General features: G+C 71.9%; 16 protein-coding genes. 11 read left to right on the top strand and 5 right to left on the bottom strand.

The features are described 5' to 3' along the window. Nucleotides 1-15: 15 nt before the first annotated feature. Nucleotides 16-336 carry a ferredoxin gene (fdxA, locus tag ACFWEE_RS08190; RefSeq protein WP_065490770.1) on the bottom strand — a complete coding sequence of 107 codons (321 nt, stop codon included), beginning with the start codon at nucleotides 334-336 and terminating at the stop codon, nucleotides 16-18. Nucleotides 337-453: 117 nt separating this feature from the next. Between fdxA and ACFWEE_RS08195 the strand changes: the two genes are divergently transcribed. From ACFWEE_RS08195 to ACFWEE_RS08245, 11 genes are all read left to right on the top strand, one after another. Then, nucleotides 454-1455 (top strand): GNAT family N-acetyltransferase, encoded by a 1002-nt coding sequence (locus ACFWEE_RS08195; protein WP_386887482.1) that lies wholly within the window; start codon nucleotides 454-456, stop codon nucleotides 1453-1455. Nucleotides 1456-1572: 117 nt separating this feature from the next. Further along, nucleotides 1573-2439 (top strand): transglutaminase-like domain-containing protein, encoded by an 867-nt coding sequence (locus tag ACFWEE_RS08200; protein ID WP_386887701.1) that lies wholly within the window; start codon nucleotides 1573-1575, stop codon nucleotides 2437-2439. Between the two features lie 238 nt (nucleotides 2440-2677). Further along, a complete protein-coding gene (locus tag ACFWEE_RS08205) occupies nucleotides 2678-3613 on the top strand; it encodes a sugar phosphate isomerase/epimerase family protein (RefSeq protein ID WP_386887483.1) in 936 nt (311 codons plus the stop codon). Nucleotides 3614-3836: 223 nt separating this feature from the next. After that, complete coding sequence (locus tag ACFWEE_RS08210) at nucleotides 3837-5579, top strand: dihydroxyacetone kinase family protein (protein WP_386887485.1); 1743 nt, start codon at nucleotides 3837-3839, stop codon at nucleotides 5577-5579. Between the two features lie 89 nt (nucleotides 5580-5668). After that, on the top strand, nucleotides 5669-6181 hold the full coding sequence (locus tag ACFWEE_RS08215; RefSeq protein ID WP_386887487.1) for a ribose-5-phosphate isomerase: 513 nt from the start codon (nucleotides 5669-5671) through the stop codon (nucleotides 6179-6181). A 69-nt stretch (nucleotides 6182-6250) separates the two neighbouring features. After that, nucleotides 6251-7675, top strand: coding sequence for a gluconate:H+ symporter (locus ACFWEE_RS08220; protein WP_386887489.1), 1425 nt, complete (start codon nucleotides 6251-6253; stop codon nucleotides 7673-7675). Nucleotides 7676-7847: 172 nt separating this feature from the next. Next, nucleotides 7848-8780 carry an NAD(P)-dependent oxidoreductase gene (locus tag ACFWEE_RS08225; RefSeq protein ID WP_386887491.1) on the top strand — a complete coding sequence of 311 codons (933 nt, stop codon included), beginning with the start codon at nucleotides 7848-7850 and terminating at the stop codon, nucleotides 8778-8780. Nucleotides 8781-8919: 139 nt separating this feature from the next. Continuing rightward, entirely contained in the window at nucleotides 8920-9600 is a 681-nt protein-coding gene (locus ACFWEE_RS08230; RefSeq protein WP_386887493.1) for a GntR family transcriptional regulator, read from the top strand. Nucleotides 9601-10038: 438 nt separating this feature from the next. Next, nucleotides 10039-12357, top strand: coding sequence for a beta-glucosidase (locus ACFWEE_RS08235; RefSeq protein ID WP_386887495.1), 2319 nt, complete (start codon nucleotides 10039-10041; stop codon nucleotides 12355-12357). A gap of 205 nt (nucleotides 12358-12562) precedes the next feature. Then, on the top strand, nucleotides 12563-13831 hold the full coding sequence (locus tag ACFWEE_RS08240; RefSeq protein WP_386887496.1) for an MFS transporter: 1269 nt from the start codon (nucleotides 12563-12565) through the stop codon (nucleotides 13829-13831). A 182-nt stretch (nucleotides 13832-14013) separates the two neighbouring features. Then, on the top strand, nucleotides 14014-15738 hold the full coding sequence (locus tag ACFWEE_RS08245; protein WP_386887497.1) for a DUF4157 domain-containing protein: 1725 nt from the start codon (nucleotides 14014-14016) through the stop codon (nucleotides 15736-15738). Between the two features lie 44 nt (nucleotides 15739-15782). Here the strand turns inward: ACFWEE_RS08245 and ACFWEE_RS08250 are convergent, their stop codons facing one another. From ACFWEE_RS08250 to ACFWEE_RS08265, 4 genes are all read right to left on the bottom strand, one after another. Further along, a complete protein-coding gene (locus ACFWEE_RS08250) occupies nucleotides 15783-16316 on the bottom strand; it encodes a GNAT family N-acetyltransferase (RefSeq protein ID WP_386887499.1) in 534 nt (177 codons plus the stop codon). Nucleotides 16317-16499: 183 nt separating this feature from the next. After that, nucleotides 16500-16709: a DUF397 domain-containing protein gene (locus ACFWEE_RS08255; RefSeq protein ID WP_386887501.1), complete on the bottom strand. Its 210-nt coding sequence runs from the start codon at nucleotides 16707-16709 to the stop codon at nucleotides 16500-16502. Between the two features lie 199 nt (nucleotides 16710-16908). Next, nucleotides 16909-17118, bottom strand: coding sequence for a DUF397 domain-containing protein (locus ACFWEE_RS08260; RefSeq protein ID WP_386887502.1), 210 nt, complete (start codon nucleotides 17116-17118; stop codon nucleotides 16909-16911). Continuing rightward, entirely contained in the window at nucleotides 17115-17954 is an 840-nt protein-coding gene (locus ACFWEE_RS08265; RefSeq protein WP_386887504.1) for a Scr1 family TA system antitoxin-like transcriptional regulator, read from the bottom strand. The genes ACFWEE_RS08260 and ACFWEE_RS08265 overlap by 4 nt, the downstream gene beginning before the upstream one ends. Between the last annotated feature and the right edge of the window lie 63 nt (nucleotides 17955-18017).

Here is an 18017-nt window from a genome sequence, read left to right on the forward strand (position 1 = left end):
GGCTGCGGCGGTTTGTTACTGGTTCTGGGGCGGCAGCGCGGCCACGAAGGCGTGGTCGCGCTCGATGAGCCCCAGCTTGGAAGCGCCACCGGGCGAGCCGAGGTCGTCGAAGAACTCGACGTTCGCCTTGTAGTAGTCCTTCCACTCCTCGGGGGTGTCGTCCTCGTAGAAGATGGCCTCGACCGGACAGACCGGCTCACAGGCACCGCAGTCGACACACTCGTCCGGGTGGATGTACAAGGACCGCTGGCCCTCGTAGATGCAGTCGACGGGGCACTCTTCGATGCAGGCCTTGTCCTTTACGTCGACACAAGGCTGCGCGATGACGTAGGTCACGCTGTCGTTCCTCCTCGGTAGGGCGTTGGCTCTCGCGCGGGAGCGCGGCGTCGATGATGCCCTCACCTAGTATCTCCGTAGTTCAGCACGATCCGAACAGGAGGGGCGGTAGGAGCCGTGGAATTCACCGTCGGCGGACGCCTTGAGGTCCGTATTACCCAGGCTGATGTGGGAAAACGCGTGTCCGTCCGCCGTCGTTGCGAGGGTGGCGCCGAAGGCGCCGGGTTCACGGACACCGTCGGGGTTCTCACATCCTGGGACGCGGGCGTGCTCCGGATCACACCCAGGAGCGGACAGGGCGTCCACATCGCGGAATCCACGCTCGTCGCCGGCAAGGTCGTTCCCCCCGCCCCGGCCCGCCGCCCCGGTCCCGCGGCCACGTTCGCGGAACTCACCCGGGTGACGGCCCGCGCCTGGCAGCCGGTGGAGAGCGAGGCGTTGGGCGAGTGGGAGCTGCGCGCCGCGAGCGGCTTCACCCGTCGCGCCAACTCGGTCCTTCCGCTGGGCGATCCGGGGATGCCGGTCGCCGACGCGCTGGCGCACGCGACGCGGTGGTACGCGGAGCGCGGCCTGCCCGCCTACGTCCAGGCCGGAACGGGGGCCGCCGACACCCAGGAGGTGCTCTGCGCCGAGCTGGAGGAGCACGGCTGGCGGCGCGAGGTCTCCGCCGAGGTGCGGATCGCCGCGCTGGCCCCGGTCGGTGACCTGGACGCGGACGTCTCCCGGGTGCTGCTGGAGCGGACGGCCGACGCCCGGTGGCTGGAGCGCTACCACCGCGCCGGAGCGGACTCGGCTCCGATGCTCCGGGTGCTGTCCCAGGGCCCGTCGGTCTGGTTCGCGACGGTGCCGGGCGACGACCCGGCGGGCGCGCCCGCGGCGATCGGCCGGTGCGTGGTGGACGGCCGGTGGGCAGGCTTCGGGGCGATAGAGGTGAACCCGGACTACCGGCGCCGGGGCCTCGCCACCACGGTGATGACCGCGCTGGCGCGTACCGCGCTGGCGGAGGGCGCTTCGGCGGCCTGGCTCCAGGTGGAGGAGGACAACGCCGGGGCGATCGCCCTGTACGACCGGATGGGCTTCGCGACCCACCACCGGTACCACCACTTCCGTTCCGCGTAGGGCGGGTTTCGGCAGGGGCCGCCGTCCGCACGGCGGGCGGGACAGGCGGGACTTCAGCAACACGCCCTGACGGCACGGGCGTTCGGAGTGGCGGAGCAGGTGTCAGACGTGGAACCCGTGGACGACGGATCGGCTTCCGAGGACTTCTCCACCGCCGGGCGGCGGGCGCTGTTCGCCGAGGAGGCCCGCTCGGAGCGCCCCGATCTCGCGTTGCTCTGCCTGCTGGTGGGCGCGGAGGCGATGCCGGAGCCGCCGCCGGGTTCCCCCGATCCGTACGGCATCGACGCGGCGCAGATCGAACTGGACCGGCTGGCCGGTCTCCTCCCGCACGGCCTGGCCACCCCGCTGGAGTGGGCGACGGCGCTGGGCGAACTCCTCGGCGGGCGCTACGGCTTCTGCGGCGCGTCCCCCGACTACCAGCGGCTGGAGTCGTCGCTCCTCCAGCAGGTGCTGGACCGCCGCCGGGGGCTGCCGATCCTGCTCTCCGTGGTGTGGATGGAGGTGGCGCGGCGGGCGGGCGCCCCGGTGCACGGGGTCGCACTGCCGGGCCACTTCGTGGTCGGTTTCGGCGATCCGGCGGAGCACGTGCTGGCCGATCCGTTCGCCGGGGGCGTGGTCCTGACCGGCGAGGACGCCGAGTTGATGGTGGCGGGCTCGACCGGGGTGCCGCTGCGCGGGTCGCTGCCGACGCCCGCCCGGCCGCAGGCGATCGTGCTGCGCATCCTCAACAACATCCGCGCCTGGGCCTCGGCCCGTCCCGAACGCTCCGACGTGGCGCTGTGGGCGGTCGAACTCTCGCTCCTGCTTCCCTCGCATCCGGCGCGCCTGAGGTACGAGCGCGCTCAACTCCTCGTCCAGCGGGGCGAGTTCCTGCGCGGCGCGTCGGAGATGGAGGAGTACGCGGAGGTCATCGGCGGCATCGAGCCGGCGGCGGCGGAGTCGATACGGAACGCGGCACGGGCGGCCCGGGCCCGGCTGAACTGATCCGCCCGGCGGCCCGCCGCGCGGCGGCGCCCGGCTGACCCCCGAGCCCCTCCGGCCGTCCCGTGCGCGTCGGCTCCGGGCGGGACCGGGTCACCTGCCGGACCGCACCCCGGCCCGATCCGGCCCCCGGCCGCGCCCCGCGCGGCGACCGGCCACAGGGAACCAGTTGGTGAGATGGAGCACATTGACAGCTCCCAGGATTCTAGATCCTATAGGAAATAGAGAAAGGGAGCCGATGATGACTCACACCGCAGAAACCTGGCCGATCGCCGCCGCCCTGCTGCAGTTCCCGAACGTCGGACCCGACGGTGTCTCCACCCAGGAGCAGACCGCCGAGCAGTGGGCCACGAGCCTGCGGGACGTCGCGGACGCCGGGTTCACCGAGGTCGACCTCACGGACGGCTGGCTGCGCCCCGGCGATCTGGCCCCCGCCCGCCTGGAGGAGCTGCGGGCCACGCTCACGGAGGTCGGCCTGACCGCCCCGGCCATCTCCGCGATCCGGCGCAGCGTCATCGACCCCGTCGACGGCGACGACAACCTCGCCTACTCGCACCGCACCATCGACGCGGCTGCCGCCCTCGGCGTCCCGCTCGTCTCGGTCGGTCTGCACCGGCCGCTCACCCCCGAGCAGCAGGCCGTGCTCTGGTTCTGGACGGTGCCGGGCCCCAAGGACCCGGTCGGTGACCAGGAGACCTGGAACAAGGCCGTCACCCGGCTGCGCGAACTCGCCGACCACGCCGCCTCGGTGGGCGTCGAGCTGTCGCTGGAGATGTACGAGGACACCTACCTCGGCACCGCGGACTCCTCCGTCGCCCTGCTCACCGACATCGACCGCTCCAACGTCGGCCTCAACCCGGACCTGGGCAACCTCATCCGGATGCAGCGCCCCATCGAGTCCTGGGAGTCGATGGTCACCAAGACGCTGCCGCACGCCAACTACTGGCACGTGAAGAGCTATTACCGCGTCGAGGACCCGGCCACGGGCACGGTTCTGACCTCCCCGGCGCCGATGGAGTCCGGCTTCGTCAGCTACCGCCAGGCGATCAGGATCGCCCTCGCGCACGGCTACACCGGCGCGTTCTGCGTCGAGCACTACGGCGGCGACGGCCTGAGCGTGGCGGCCTCCAACCGCGAGTACATCCGGCGCATCCTGCCGCGCGGCACCGGGGCCTGACCTCCCCGTCCGCCGCACCCGCCGCCCCACCGGGCCGTACCCGGCCCCCCTGGCGGCGGGCGGTGGGGCCCGCCCGCCCGACCAGCGGGCCCCACCGCCCGCGTACCTCTCTGCGTGCGGCCCCACGCCCGCGCGCACGAGCCCCGCGGGCGTCCCCCGGCGCGCGGGGCGATCCCCCGCGCCCGCACCCATCCGTACCTCTCCGACTGGGAGTTCACCCGCCATGACCCGGCTCTTCGACGACCCCGACCGCTTCAGCGAGGACCAGCTGCGAGGTTTCGCCGCGGTCTACCCGGAGCACGTCACCGTGGTGCCCGGCGGTGTCGTCCGCTCCCGGCCGCAGGAGGCGGGCCGGGTGGCGGTGGTCGTCGGCGGTGGTTCGGGGCACTACCCCGCGTTCAGCGGGCTGGTGGGCGAAGGGCTCGCGGCGGGTGCCGTGGTCGGCAACATCTTCACCTCGCCGTCCGCCCGGCAGGCCGAGTCGGTGGCACGGGCCGCCGACACCGGCGCGGGCGTCCTCTTCTCCTTCGGCAACTACGCGGGCGACCGCATGAACTTCGGCATGGCCCAGGCCAGGCTGCGGGACGCCGGGATCGACACGCGTACGGTCATGGTCACCGACGACGTGGCCAGCGCCCCCGCCGAGCGCCGCCACGAACGCCGGGGCATAGCGGGCGACTTCACCGTCTTCAAGGTCGCCGGCGCCGCCGCCGAGGAGGGCCTGGACCTGGACGGCGTGGAGGCCGCGGCCCGCCGTGCCAACGACCGTACGTTCTCGTTCGGCATCGCCTTCGACGGCTGCACCATGCCGGGCGCCGACACCCCGCTCTTCACGGTCCCCGAGGGCAAGATGGCCATCGGCCTCGGCATCCACGGCGAACCGGGCGTGCGCGACGCCGACATGGCCGACGCCCCGACGATCGCCCGCACGCTCGTCGACCGCCTCCTCGAAGAGCGCCCGGAAGGGGCCGGGCCGCGCGTCGCCGCCATCCTCAACGGGCTGGGCGCCACCAAGTACGAGGAGCTGTTCCTGGTCTGGGGCCATGTCTCCGACGCCCTGGCCGAGGCCGGTCTCACGGTGGTCCGCCCCGAGGTCGGCGAGCTCGTGACCAGCCTCGACATGGCCGCCTGCTCCCTCACCCTGATGTGGCTCGACGAGGACCTGGAGCGCCGTTGGTGCGCCTCGGCCGACGCCCCCGGCTTCCGCCGCCTGCCGCTGCCGAAGGTCCCGGACGCGCCGCGCGTCGTCTCCGGCGAGCAGGCGAAGGCCCCGGTCGTGGTGGGCGACGCCGCGTCCCGTGCCGCCGCGGCCGATGTCCTCGCCGCGCTGCGGGCACTGCGCACCGCGCTGCACGAGGCCGCCGAGGAGCTGGGCCGGATCGACGCGGTCGCCGGTGACGGTGACCACGGGCGCGGCATGACCAAGGGCGTCGACGCGGCCGTCCGGGCCGCCGAGGAGGCCGACGCGGCCGGGGCCGGGGCGCGTTCGCTGCTGAGCGCCGCCGCCGACGCCTGGGCCGACCAGGCCGGTGGCACCTCCGGTGTGCTGTGGGGTGTCGCGCTGCGCGCCCTGGCCCAGGAGCTCGGTGACGCGGGCCGGGCCGACGGGGTGCGCGCCGCCGGGGGCGCCCGGGCCGCGCTGGACGCCGTCACCTCGCTCGGCGGGGCGAAGCCCGGCGACAAGACGCTCGTGGACGCGCTCGTCCCGCTGGTCGACACCTTCACCGCGGGCGTCGCGCGCGGTACGGCCCCCCGGTCCGCCTTCGCCGAGGCCGCGACCGCGGCCACCGAGGCCGCCGACGCCACCGCCGCGCTCACCCCGCGCCTGGGCCGCGCCCGGCCGCTCGCCGAGCGCAGCGTCGGCACCCCCGACGCCGGTGCCCTCTCGCTGGCCCTGTGCGCCCGGACCGTCGCCGCGCTGCTCGGCGACGGCACCGGCACCGGCACCGGCACCACGACCGGCTGACCCGCGCCCAAGACCGGCTGCCCCGCGCCCCCGCCCGCGCCCGCGCCGCGAACGTCCCCGACCACCCCATCACCCCCGGGAACCCCGACATGACGCAGAACCAGACCCTCGCTCCGCTCCGCATCGTCATCGGCTGCGACGACGCCGGATACGCGTACAAGGAAGCCCTCAAGGCCGATCTGGAAGCCGATCCGCGCGTGGCGTCCGTCGTCGACGTCGGCGTCAAGGCCGACGAGCACACCGCCTACCCGCACATCGGGGTGGCCGCCGCACGTGTGGTGGCCGACGGGGACGCGGACCGCGCCCTGCTGTTCTGCGGCACCGGGCTCGGCGTCGCGATCAGCGCCAACAAGGTGAAGGGCATCCGCGCGGTGACCGCCCACGACAGCTTCTCCGTGGAGCGGGCGGTCCTCAGCAACAACGCCCAGGTCCTCACCATGGGCCAGCGTGTCATCGGCCTCGAACTCGCCCGCCGTCTGGTCCGCGAGTGGGTCGGCTACCGCTTCGACGAGTCCTCCCCGTCGGGCGAGAAGGTCGCCGTCCTCGACGCGTACGACACCGCCGCGCCCGCCGGTGCCGAGGACGGTTCCGCCGGCTGCTGAGCCGGCCCCTCCCGCCACCCCGCGTTCCCACCCCCGCCACCGCTTACAACGACGTAAGGTGCACCCCGCATGTCCATATCCGCCCTGGCCAGACCCGAGACACTGGCGGCGGCGACCGCGCCGTGGACCGGACACGACACCCGGCTCATCGTCATGGTCGCCCTCGCGATCGGCGTGATCGTCTCGCTGATCGCGATCCTCGACTTCCACCCGTTCGTCGCCCTCATCGGCGGATCGGTTCTGCTCGGCATCGGCTCGGGGACCGGACTCTCCGAGGTCGTCGACTCGTTCAGCGCCGGGATGGGCTCCACCCTCGGCTCGACCGGCGCCCTGATCGCGCTCGGCGCGATCCTCGGCAAACTCCTCGCCGACTCCGGGGGTGTGGACCGCATCGTCGACACCATCGGTTCGCGGTCGGGTCCGCGTCTGCTGCCGTGGTCGATGGCGCTGATCGCCGCGGTCATCGGGCTGCCGATGTTCTTCGAGGTCGGTCTCGTCCTGCTGGTGCCGATCATCGTGGTCATGGCCAAGCGGACGAAGACGCCGCTGGTGCTGCTCGCCGTGCCCGCCCTCGCGGGCCTGGGCACCATGCACGCGTTCGTGCCGCCGCACCCCGGCCCGCTGGTCGCGGTCAGCGCGCTCAAGGCCGATGTGGGCACCACCCTCGGCCTGGGCCTCCTCGCGGCGATCCCGACGGTGATCCTCGCGGGACCGCTGTACGGGAAGTTCATCGCCCGCCACGTGCGCACCGAGGCGCCCGCCGCGCTCATCGCCTCGCTGGTCAAGGAGGCCGACCAGGCGCGGGAGCCGGGCACGGACCGCCGGACGCCGAGCTTCGCCGTCTCCGTCGGTGCGATCGCGCTGCCGGTCGTGCTGATGCTCGCCAAGTCGATCGCCGACATCGCGTTCCCGGGCGACGCCTGGTTCAACCACCTGCTGGACTTCCTCGGCACTCCGCTGATCGCGATGTTCATCGCGGTGCTCTTCGCCATGGTCGTCTTCGGGTTCCGGCTCGGCCGCGACCGCGCCGAGGTCCGTGCGACCGTGAGCGCGGGCCTGCCCGCGGTGGCCGGGATCCTGCTGATCGTCGGTGCGGGCGGCGGCTTCAAGCAGCTCATCGTCGACACCGGGGTCGCGGACGCCATCGGCAAGTTCGCCGCGGAGGCGCATCTGCCGCTGCTGGTCCTCGGCTGGCTGCTGGCCGTCCTGATCCGGCTGGCGACCGGTTCGGCGACCGTCGCCACGACCGCCGCCGCCGGGATCATGGCGCCGCTCGCGGCGGGCGTCCCGCCGGTGGAGGCCTCGTTGATCGCGCTCGCCGTGGGCGCGGGTTCGCTCTTCTTCTCGCACGTCAACGACGCCGGTTTCTGGCTGGCGAAGGAGTACTTCGGGATGAGCGTCTCCCAGAACATCAAGACCTGGTCGGCCCTGTCGACGATCGTCGCGGTGATGGGCCTGGCCATGTCCCTGCTGCTGTACGCGGTCTTCGTCTGACCCGCCCGCCCGTCGACCCGCCCCGCCCGTCGACCCGCCCCGCCCGTGGGGCCGCCCCGGAGAGGCGTCACGCCCGGGGCGGCCCCGGAGAGGCGTCACGCCCGGGGCGGCCCCGTAAGAGAACCTGACCCTGCGGCCCTCACGACCGCATCCCGCAAGGAAGAAGCACCCCATGTCCGCTGAGAACCCCACCCCCACCACCGCCGTCCTCGGTCTCGGCGCGATGGGCCTGCCGATGGCCACCCGTCTCGCCGGTGCCTTCCCGGTCCGCGCCTTCGACGTCTTCGAGGAGCGCCGTACGCTCGCCGCCGAGGCCGGTGCCGTACCCGCCGCCACGCCGGCCGAGGCCGCCGAGGGCGCCGATGTGGTCGTCATCGCCGTCCGCGACCAGGAGCAGCTGGAGTCCTGCCTGTTCGGCGGCGGGATCGTCGAGCGCGGGGCCGCCGAGTCGCTGAGTGCGGGTGCGGTCGTCGTGGTCACCTCGACGGTCGGCGTCGACGGCGTGCAGTCCGTCGCGGCGCGCCTGGCCGAGCAGGGGGTGCGGCTGGTCGACGCTCCGGTGAGCGGTGGGGCGGTGCGGGCCGGTACCGGCGACCTGCTGATCATGGTCGGCGCGGACGACGAGGCGCGCGCCGCCGCCGAGCCGGTCCTCGCCCGGCTGGGCTCGACGCTGCACGTCGTCGGGCCCCGGGTGGGCGACGGCCAGATCATGAAGACCGTCAACCAGCTGCTGTGCGGCATCCACACGGCGGCGGCGGCCGAGTCCCTCGCGCTGGCCCGCGCCCTCGGCATCGACCTGGACCGCGCCGTCGACGTGCTCGGCCAGGGCGCCGCCGCCTCCTTCATGCTGGCCGACCGCGGTCCGCGGATGGTCCAGCAGTACGAGGTGAAGGAGGACGGCACCGGTGGCCCCGAGCTGCGCTCCCGCCTCGACATCATCCGCAAGGACATGAACATCGTGGTGTCCCTCGCGAAGAAGGCCGGGGTCGCGACCTCGGTGGCCGCCGCGGCCGACCAGCTCTACCAGCTCGCCATCAGCCAGGGCCTGGCCGCCGAGGACGACTCGGCGCTGGTCACCCTCCTCTCCCCGCGCACCGCGCGCTGAGTGCTGCCCCGTGGGGGGAGGGACGGCGGCGCCGGTTAGGCTGAAAACCCGGCTGGAATCCAGGCTGACCGCCGGGCTGAACGCCGGGCCGACACCCGGTCCGCCGGACGGGTCCGGCACATCACAGGGAGAGTCGACGATGGGACCAGCCGGCAGGCAGGTACGTCCGGCGGGGCTCGGCAGGACCGTGCTCATGGACGAGGCGTACGACGCGCTGCTCGCGCTGATCCTCGACGAGGGCCTGGAGCCGGGGACGCCGCTGCGCATCGACACCATCGCCAAGGACTGGGGCGTCTCGCCGACGCCGTTGCGGGAAGCGCTCGCCAAGCTGGAGAACACCGGCCTGGTCGTGCGCGTCCCGCACCGCGGCTACACGGTCGCCCCGCTTCTGGACGACGGCGGGTTCCGTGAGCTGATGGGTGCCCGGCTGCTCATCGAGCCGTTCAGCGCGCGTCAGGCGTGCGAGCGGGACGCGGCGGGGACGGCGCGTGCGCTGGCCGAGAGCCACCGGCTGATGGAGGCGGCGGCGGGGCAGCGGGTGGCGGACGACTTCCGGGCGTACCTCCAGGCCGACTCCGCCTTCCACGCGACGATCGCCCGCGCGGCGGGCAACCGGTTCCTGTCGGCGGCCATCGATCCGCTGGGCGCGCACATCCAGCGCTTCCGGCGTTTCACCGGCGGCCGGGTCACCGACACGCGGGAGGCGCTCGCCGAGCACGCGGCCGTCCTCGACGCGTTCGAGGCGGCGGACGTGGACGCCTGCGAGGCGGCGATGCGTGCGCACCTCGAAGGTGTGGCGCACCGGTCGTTCGGCCACTGACACCGGCGAAGCCTGTCGTCTCCGGGTCCACCGACACCGGCGGGCCCTGTCGTCCGAGAGCCCGCTGACACCGGCTGGCTTGTTGTCTCCGGGTCCACCGACACCGGCGTGCCCCGTCTCGGGGCCCACTGAATCCGGGCTGTCCGAGGTCTCCCGGGCAGCTCTCCGAAAGGCGTCACGGCTCTGCGTCCCTGAAGGCCGGCCGAAGGCCGAAGAGCGGCTGCGCGCTGCCCCCGACCGGGGCCGCAGCCGCTCTTCGGCATGCCCGGAATCAGTTCTTCCACTTACCTCAGAATCTCCTTCGCAACCCATTGACCTCGGCGTTTATCCCTGCGCATGCTGACGGCACCTTTTTGTCAATGACGTGAATTTATCTATCCGGTCCGCCCTCCCGACGACGTGGCGGCGCAGGCGTACGGGCCGGAAGCGGGAGCCCCGATGAACCAGTGGAACGACACCTCGCTCGGTGACGACGAGCGGGTCGAAGCCCTCATGTCCGCGATGACGCGGGCCGAGAAGCTCGCCCAGTTGGGCAGCTACTGGGGCAAGGCCAACGTCGGCAGCGGTGACGCCCGGGTCGCGCCGATCGAGGAAGCGCTCGCCGCCGGTTCCACCGAGTCCGCGGCCCTCGCGCAGGGCATCGGCCAGCTCACCCGCCCGTACGGCACCCGGCCCCTCACCCCCGAGGAGGGCCGCGCCGAACTGATCCGGCTCCAGCGGATGCTGACCGACCACACCCGCCTCGGCATCCCCGCCATCGCCCACGAGGAATGCCTCACCGGCTTCGCCGCCTTCGGCGCCACGGTCTACCCCACTCCGCTGGCCTGGGCCGCGACCTTCGACACCGGGCTGGTCGAGGAGATGGGCGCCGCGATCGGCCGGGACATGGCGTCCGTCGGCGTGCACCAGGGTCTCGCCCCGGTCCTGGACGTCGTACGCGACTACCGCTGGGGGCGCGTGGAGGAGACCCTCGGCGAGGACCCGTACCTGACCGGTCTGGTGGGCACCGCCTATGTGCGCGGGGTGCAGTCCGAGGGCGTCATCGCCACGCTCAAGCACTTCGCCGGGCACGCCGCCTCGCGGGGCGCCCGCAACCACGCGCCCGTCTCCGTCGGCGCCCGCGAGATGGCCGACGTGATTCTGCCGCCGTTCGAGATGGCGGTGCGCGAGGGTGCCGTCGGTTCGGTGATGAACACCTACACCGACCAGGACGGTGTCCCCGCCTGCGCCGACGAGCACCTGCTGACGGAGGTGTTGCGCGAGCAGTGGGGCTTCGACGGCACGGTCGTCTCCGACTACGGGTCGATCGCGTTCCTGCGGACCATGCACCGGGTCGCCGCCACCGAGGGGGACGCGGCCCGTGTCGCGCTGACCGCAGGCATGGACGTCGAGCTCCCCAACACCCGCTGCTACGGCGACCCGCTGGCCGAGCAGCTCGATGACGGCCGGGTCGACCCCGCGCTGCTGGACCGTGCCGTCGAGCGCGTCCTGCGCCACAAGCTGCGGCTCGGTCTGCTGGACGCCGGCTGGACCCCGGAGGCGGACGCGGGCCTGGGTGTCCCCGTCGACCTGGACTCCCCGGCCAACCGCGCCCTCGCCCGTACCCTCGCCGAGCGCTCCGTCGTGCTGCTCGCCAACGAGGGCGCCGCTCTCCCCCTGGATGCGGCGCGCACGCCCCGGATCGCGCTGATCGGGCCGGGCGCCGACGACTCGGGCACCTTCCTGGGCTGCTACTCCTTCCCGAACCACGTGCTGCCGAAGCACCCCGGCCACCCGGCGGGTCTCGCACTGCCGAGCCTGCGCGAGGCGCTGACCGCCGAGCTGAGGGACGTCGACTTCGCCTACGAGCGGGGCTGCGCGGTCAGCGGCACCGACCGCTCCGGGCTGCCCGCCGCCGTCCGTACCGCCGCCTCGGCGGATCTGGCGCTGGTCGTCGTCGGCGACCGTTCCGGCATGTTCGGCAACGGCACCTCGGGCGAGGGGTGCGACGCGCCCGACCTCCGGCTGCCGGGCGTCCAGGTGGAGCTGGTCGAGGAGGTGCTGGCCACCGGCGTCCCGGTGGTGCTGCTCGTCGTCTCGGGCCGCCCGTACGCGCTCGGCGGTCTCGCGGAGCGCTGCGCGGCCGTGGTGCAGGCGTTCATGCCCGGCGAGGAGGGCGGCCCCGCGCTGGCCCGCGTGCTCTCCGGCCGGGTGAACCCCGGCGGCAAGCTGCCCGTGCAGATCCCGGCCCTCCCGGGGAGCGGCCCCGGCACCTACCTCAACCCGCCGCTCGGCCGTTTCAGCCAGGGCATCAGCGTCCTGGACAACACGCCGCTGTACCCGTTCGGGCACGGCATCTCCTACACCTCCTTCGGCTACGAGGACCTGCGGGTCGCCGGGGAGGGCCGGGTGCCCACCGACGGGTTCGTCGAGGTCTCCTGCCTGGTCCGGAACACGGGCGAGCGGGCCGGCCGCGAGACGGTCCAGCTGTACTACGACGACCCGGTCGCCCAGGTCGCCCGGCCCACCCAGCAGTTGGCCGCCTTCGACGTCGTGGAGCTGGCCCCCGGTGAGGCGAAGCGGGTCGCGTTCAAGGTCCACGCCGACCAGACCTCGTACACCAAGGACGCCTCGGGCGACGGGCGGCGCGTCGTCGAACCCGGCACCATCCGCCTGATGCTCGGCTCGTCCAGCGGTGACGTCCGGCTGAGTGCCGACGTCGAACTCACCGGCCCGCAGCGCGTGGTGGGCGCGGACCGCCACCTCGTCCACGCGTAGCGCCTCTCCCGCCCGGCCGCCGCGCGCGCAGACGTCCCGCGGGGCGGCGGCCCCCTCTCCCCGTCCCCCTCGTCCGCCCCCGTTCCCCGTCCCCCGTCCCCCGTCCCCCGCACAGGTCCACGGCGTACGCGCCCGGGCCCTCCCCTCTCTCCCCTCCCTCTGCCTGCGCGATGTCCTGCCCGCTCAACAGGAAGCAGCCCTCACCGTGACCACGGACACGCTCCGCCCGCCAACCGGCACCTCCCCCGCCACCGCCAAGGTCCCCCGTCCCCGGCTGGTCGTCGGCATGGCGGCGGGCCAACTCGGCCTGTTCCTCGCCCTCTTGACCCCGATCCTGGTGAGCCTCCAGCTCAAGGTGCAGTCGTTCGTCCCGGAGGACGACCAGGTCGCCTCGCTCGGCGTCATCACCACCACCGGTTCGGTGGCGGCGATGCTGGCGAACCCGTTCTTCGGGCGGCTCAGCGACCGCACCACCAGCCGGTTCGGCCGCCGTCGTCCCTGGCTGATCCTCGGCATGCTGGGCCTGCTGGCCGGTCTGCTGATCATCGCGACGGCGAACAGCGTCGCCGTGGTCACCGTCGGCTTCGTCATCTCCTCGGCGTCCGCCAACGCGGCCCTCGCCGCCTTCGTCGCGACCGTCGCGGACAACGTCCCCGAGCACAAGCGCGGCAAGATCAGCGGGCTGCTCGGCATCATGCAGAACCTGGCCCCCACCGCGGGCACCTGGATCGCGAAGTGCTTCACCGACCAGATGCTGCTGCTCTTCCTGGTCCCCAGCGTCATCGGCATCCTGCTGGTGATCGGCTACGTCCTGGTCCTGCCGGACAAGCCGCTGGAGACGAAGCCCCCTCGGGAGGGGTTCAAGGCAGTTCTGCGCACCTACTGGGTCAGCCCCAAGCAGCACCCGGACTTCGCCTGGGCCTGGCTGTCGCGCTTCCTGCTGACGCTGGCCAACTGGATGTTCACCACCTTCCGCCTCATCTACCTCCAGCACGAGATGCGGCTCACCAGCGCCGAGGCGACCGAGACGCTCGCCACCGGCGTCCTCATGTACGGCTTCTGCGTGATGGGTTCCGCGCAGGCCGCGGGCTGGCTCTCGGACCGCTTCGGGCGCCGCAAGCCGTTCATCGCCGCCGCCGCGGTCCTCTTCGGCATCGGCATGGTGATCCTCAGCCAGGCCGACACGATCGGCGTGTTCTACTGCGCGGAACTCGTCCTGGGCCTGGGCTTCGGCACCTACCTCGGCGTCGACCTCGCCCTGGTCATCGACGTACTGCCGGATCCGGAGAACCCCTCCAAGGACCTCGGCATCTTCAACATCGCGATGTCGGCCCCGCAGATCTTCGCCCCCGCGCTCGGCGCGCTGCTGATCTCCCTGGGCGGCGGCCACAACTATTCGATCCTGCTGATCACCGCCTCGGCGGTCTGCCTCTGCGGGGCGCTGGCGATCCTGCCGGTGCGCAAGGTGCGCTGACCGCCGCTCCCGGCGGTTACCCCGGGCAACGGCTGGTCGGCCGCGCGGTTGGGCCTCGCGGGCATCGAGGTGTGCCCGTGAGGAGGGCCGTGCGGTCCTTGTGGTGGGGCGAGCCGTTGTCCAGGGTGTCCCGGTGAGGACTGCCTCGGCCCGGGCGTCCGGCATGAGACCAGGGAGATCTTTTGACGCACGAGCACGTGGCGACAGGCACGTCCACGCAGCGGGAGTCGAAGCCCAAGCCGGTGTCCCGGTCGGTCGCCGCCAAGGGCTGGACTCCCGGGACGCCCCTGGGCCACGCCGACATGACCTCCCTCCAGCGGTCGGCGGGCAACGCGGCGGTCGCCCGGCTGGTCGACGAGCAGCGGCACGCGCACGGCCCCGACTGCGGGCACGGGGACACGGCCGTACAGCGGTCGGCCGTCCACGAGGTGCTGCGCGGTCCGGGTCAGCCAATGGGCGGTGAGCTGCGGCAGGAGATGGAGTCCCGGTTCGGCGGCGCGGACTTCTCCGACGTGCGTCTGCACACCGGGTCCCGGGCGCGCCACTCGGCCGCGGAGATCGGTGCGCGTGCCTACACGTCCGGCAGCAGCATCGTCATCGGTGACGGCGGCGGCGACAAGCACACCCTCGCCCACGAGCTCGGGCATGTCCTTCAACAGCGGCAGGGGCCGGTGGGCGGTGAAGCCGACCCGCGCGGCCTGCGCATCTCCAAGCCCGACGATCCGCTGGAGGTGGCCGCCGAACGGCAGGCCCACGAGGTGATGCGCGCACCAGCGCCGGTGCAGCGGAAGGCGGACGGTGCCACGCCCGTTACGCCGGAAGCCGCCGCCTCCTCGGGAACCGGGCCGGCCGTGCAACGCGCTCCGCTCAACGTCACGCGCGCGGGAGAGGGGACCGCGGGCCGGGAGGCCGTGGACTCCGACAACGAGGAGGACGTCCGCCGCTTCGTCTTCGACGCGCTCGGCAAGGGCGACCACGAGGCGGTCTCGCTCGTCATGAAGCGGCTCGAAGCCCTCGATCCGCAGCCGGCCTATCTCGCCAACCTCCGCGAGGTGGTGTCCCAGTTCCCCGCCGAGGAACGCGTTCACATCCCGGCCCTGGTCCATTTCATCTGGATCGGCCGCGGTATCAGCCGGGAGGCGTTCAACAACGTCCTGGCGTGGGCTGCGAAGGCCCAGAACACCGACTGGCGCATCAACCTCTGGACGGACAAGCGTAGTTCCTGGTCGTTCTTGGACAAGGCCCAGGTGAGGGTGGCCAAGGCGATCGAGTTCAAGTACATCGAGGACGCCATCGACGAGCGGGTCGCGGCCACGTACGAGAGGGCCACCGCGGGTCCGGCCATGGCCTATCCCCTGGCTTCGGACATCGCCCGGTACAGCATCCTCAAGAAGCACGGAGGTGTGTACGCCGACGTGGACCTGGGGTCCGGAACGGTCGACCTGCGGCAGACGCGTCCGGCGCTCCGCGAGAAGGACATGCCCTTCTTCGGACCCCTCATCCGGGACAAGCAGGGCATCGACGCCCCACTGAGGGCCGCGGGGGCGGCGCCCGTCGAGGGGGCCGTGACCGCCGAGCAGGTCAGGACCGCGGCCCAGTACCTCCTCGACACGGGCGGGTACGGCAACCACTTCATCGGTGCGCAGCGGAACTCCGCCGTGATGGACAAGCTGATCGACATGGTCGCCGGCCCCATCGCGGACATGCCCGCCGATGAACTCCACGACAACGGGCCCGCGTTGACCGGGCCCTTCGCCCTCCTCAAGGTCATCGACCGGCACCTCAGCTCGGAGTTCGGGGTCCAGAGCCTCCAGAACGGGGAGCACCAGCTGTTCCAGCAGGCGGGGCAGCATTTCCAGGAGCACATGGAGTGGCTGACGGCGGAGAGCGAGAACCAGAACTACTGAGCCGACTCTCCGATCCGAGAAGTGGACACCCGGAGTGAAGCCGATCAGGGCTGGTCTTCTCGTTGTTCCGGCGGGCAGGCCCGGGCCATGCGGAGGTTCGGCAGCTTGTCCCGCCACAGGTGCCGCTCGCCGGTGTCCTCGAACCCGTAGCGCTGGTAGAAGTCGATGGCCCGATCGTTGTAGGCGGTAACCCACAAGCGGATGGGTGCGTCGTCGGCCCAGGTGAGGAATGCCGTCATCAAGTTGCGTCCGATGCTTCGGCCTTGCGCCTGGGGCAGCAGGTACATCGGTCCGAGACTGACCGCTTCGTCGCGGCGCCCACACAGGAAGCCGATGATCTCGTCTCCCTGGCGCACCACACGGCAGAAGAGATGTGCGGGCCTGCGCTCAGCCTCCTCGATGAACTCCCGCCACTGGGCGATGCCCTCGGTGGTGACCACGTCGCCACGCTGCGCCCGGATCCATGCCTCGTCGATCCCTGCGTCCTGGTTGGGGTAGGTCAGCAGCCACGCCGCCAGGAGGGTGTGGGCAAGGGCTGCGGCGTCCTCCACTCGGGGGGTGTCGATCACGAAGTCCACCTGGGCATTGTCCAACGTGGTCCTTCGGGTTGTCTTTCGGCATTCGTCGTTCCACACGCTTGCGGGGCCGCTTCCCGCTTCAGGCTGGTTCGAGATGCAGGGTGAGGACTGCCTGCACGAGCAGCCGGCCGAACGGGGCGGTCGGCTTCCCTTGTTCTCATGCAGAAGGGCTGTCGCCGGGGGTCAGACGGGGCCGAACTCTCCGGCCTTCACGCCCGCCACGAACGACGCGAAGGAGTCGACGGTGAAGCTCAGAACCGGCCCACCGGAGACCTTGGCGTCACGAACCGGCACCAGGTCGTGCGCCACGGCGAGGTTGATGGCGACCTCGACACACTGGCCACCGTTGTCGCTGTACGAGGACTTGAACCAGCGCGGGGATTCAGTCGCCACAGGATGCCCTTTCGTCGACGCTCACTCAGGAACGCGTATGCCGCACGCAACGAGGGCTCACCTCGCAGGGCGATCGTAGGACGCCAACTTCCGCCCCAACGAGGGGAAACCACGCCTACCTGGCCTCCGAACACGAGGAAGCCCCACCGCGCACGGTGGGGCTTCCTTCTGTCTGGTGCGGTTGGCCCGACGCCGGGGGTCAGACGGCGCCGAACTCTCCGGCCTTCACGCCCGCCACGAACGAGGTGAAGGAGTTGGTGGTGAAGCCCAGAACCGGCCCACCGAGGACCTTGGAGTCACGGACGGGGACGACGTTGTGCGCCACGGCAAGGTTGGCTGCGACCTCGACACACTGGCCACCGTTGTCACTGTACGAGGACTTGAACCAACGGGGGGATTCGGACGTCATGGGGTGCCCTTTCGTGCCTGTTCAATCATGGCCACCGAGGCCGCCTGAGACAGCGCTTCGGCCTGCAGTTGATGGTAGGCCACCAACTGAGGGAGCACGGAAGTCGTTTCGCGCTCCAGATGCCCGCGCATCTGCGACTCCGCATAGGCCATCACGGACAGGTCAGCCAGCGTGAGCAGGCTCATCGGGAGGTTGAACGGACGGCGCTCGCCCATGTCGTAGGGGGCGATGTGGAGCACGGTGTTCGGCAGCTCGGCGAACTCGACGAGGCGCGCGAGCTGCGCGTCCATCACCGTGGCCCCGCCGACCTGCCTGCGGATGCAGCTCTCGTCCATCACCACCATCATCATGGGCGGGCGGGGGCGAACCAGCACCGCTTGACGCTCCGCCAGCAGGTCCACTCGCTCGTCCGCCTGCTCGGGCGTGATGACGCCCCTCCGCACCGCACTGTACGCCAGCACCTGTGCGTACTCCGGCGTCTGCAACAGACCAGGGATGATCCCCACCTCGAAGAGCCGGATCTCCACCGCCCGCCCCTCGTACGCGACGAACTCCGGGAACCCCTCCAGCAGCACGCCGTGCCGGATCTCGCGCCACTCGTTCTCGAACGACTCGGCCGAACCGGCGATGCCGAATACGGCGTCGAGCTCACGTGAGAATCGGAGAGTTGGCGGTTTCCGAGCAGTTTCGACCGCTGAAATATGCTGGCTGGAATATGTCAGATGGGATGCCAGCTCCTCCTGGCTCCACCCACGCCTCTCCCGCATACGTCTGATACGCGCGCCGTATGCCGCACGCGGACTTGCTTCCGGGTTCAACTCCAGGCGGTTGACCATGCCGGGGCCTCCTCTTCCTTCCAATCTCGCTAGTTGAAGGGAAGTTGACTCTAGGACACCCTG

Origin of the sequence: Streptomyces sp. NPDC060184, from assembly GCF_042728795.1 — a bacterium.
Classification (GTDB): domain Bacteria; phylum Actinomycetota; class Actinomycetes; order Streptomycetales; family Streptomycetaceae; genus Streptomyces.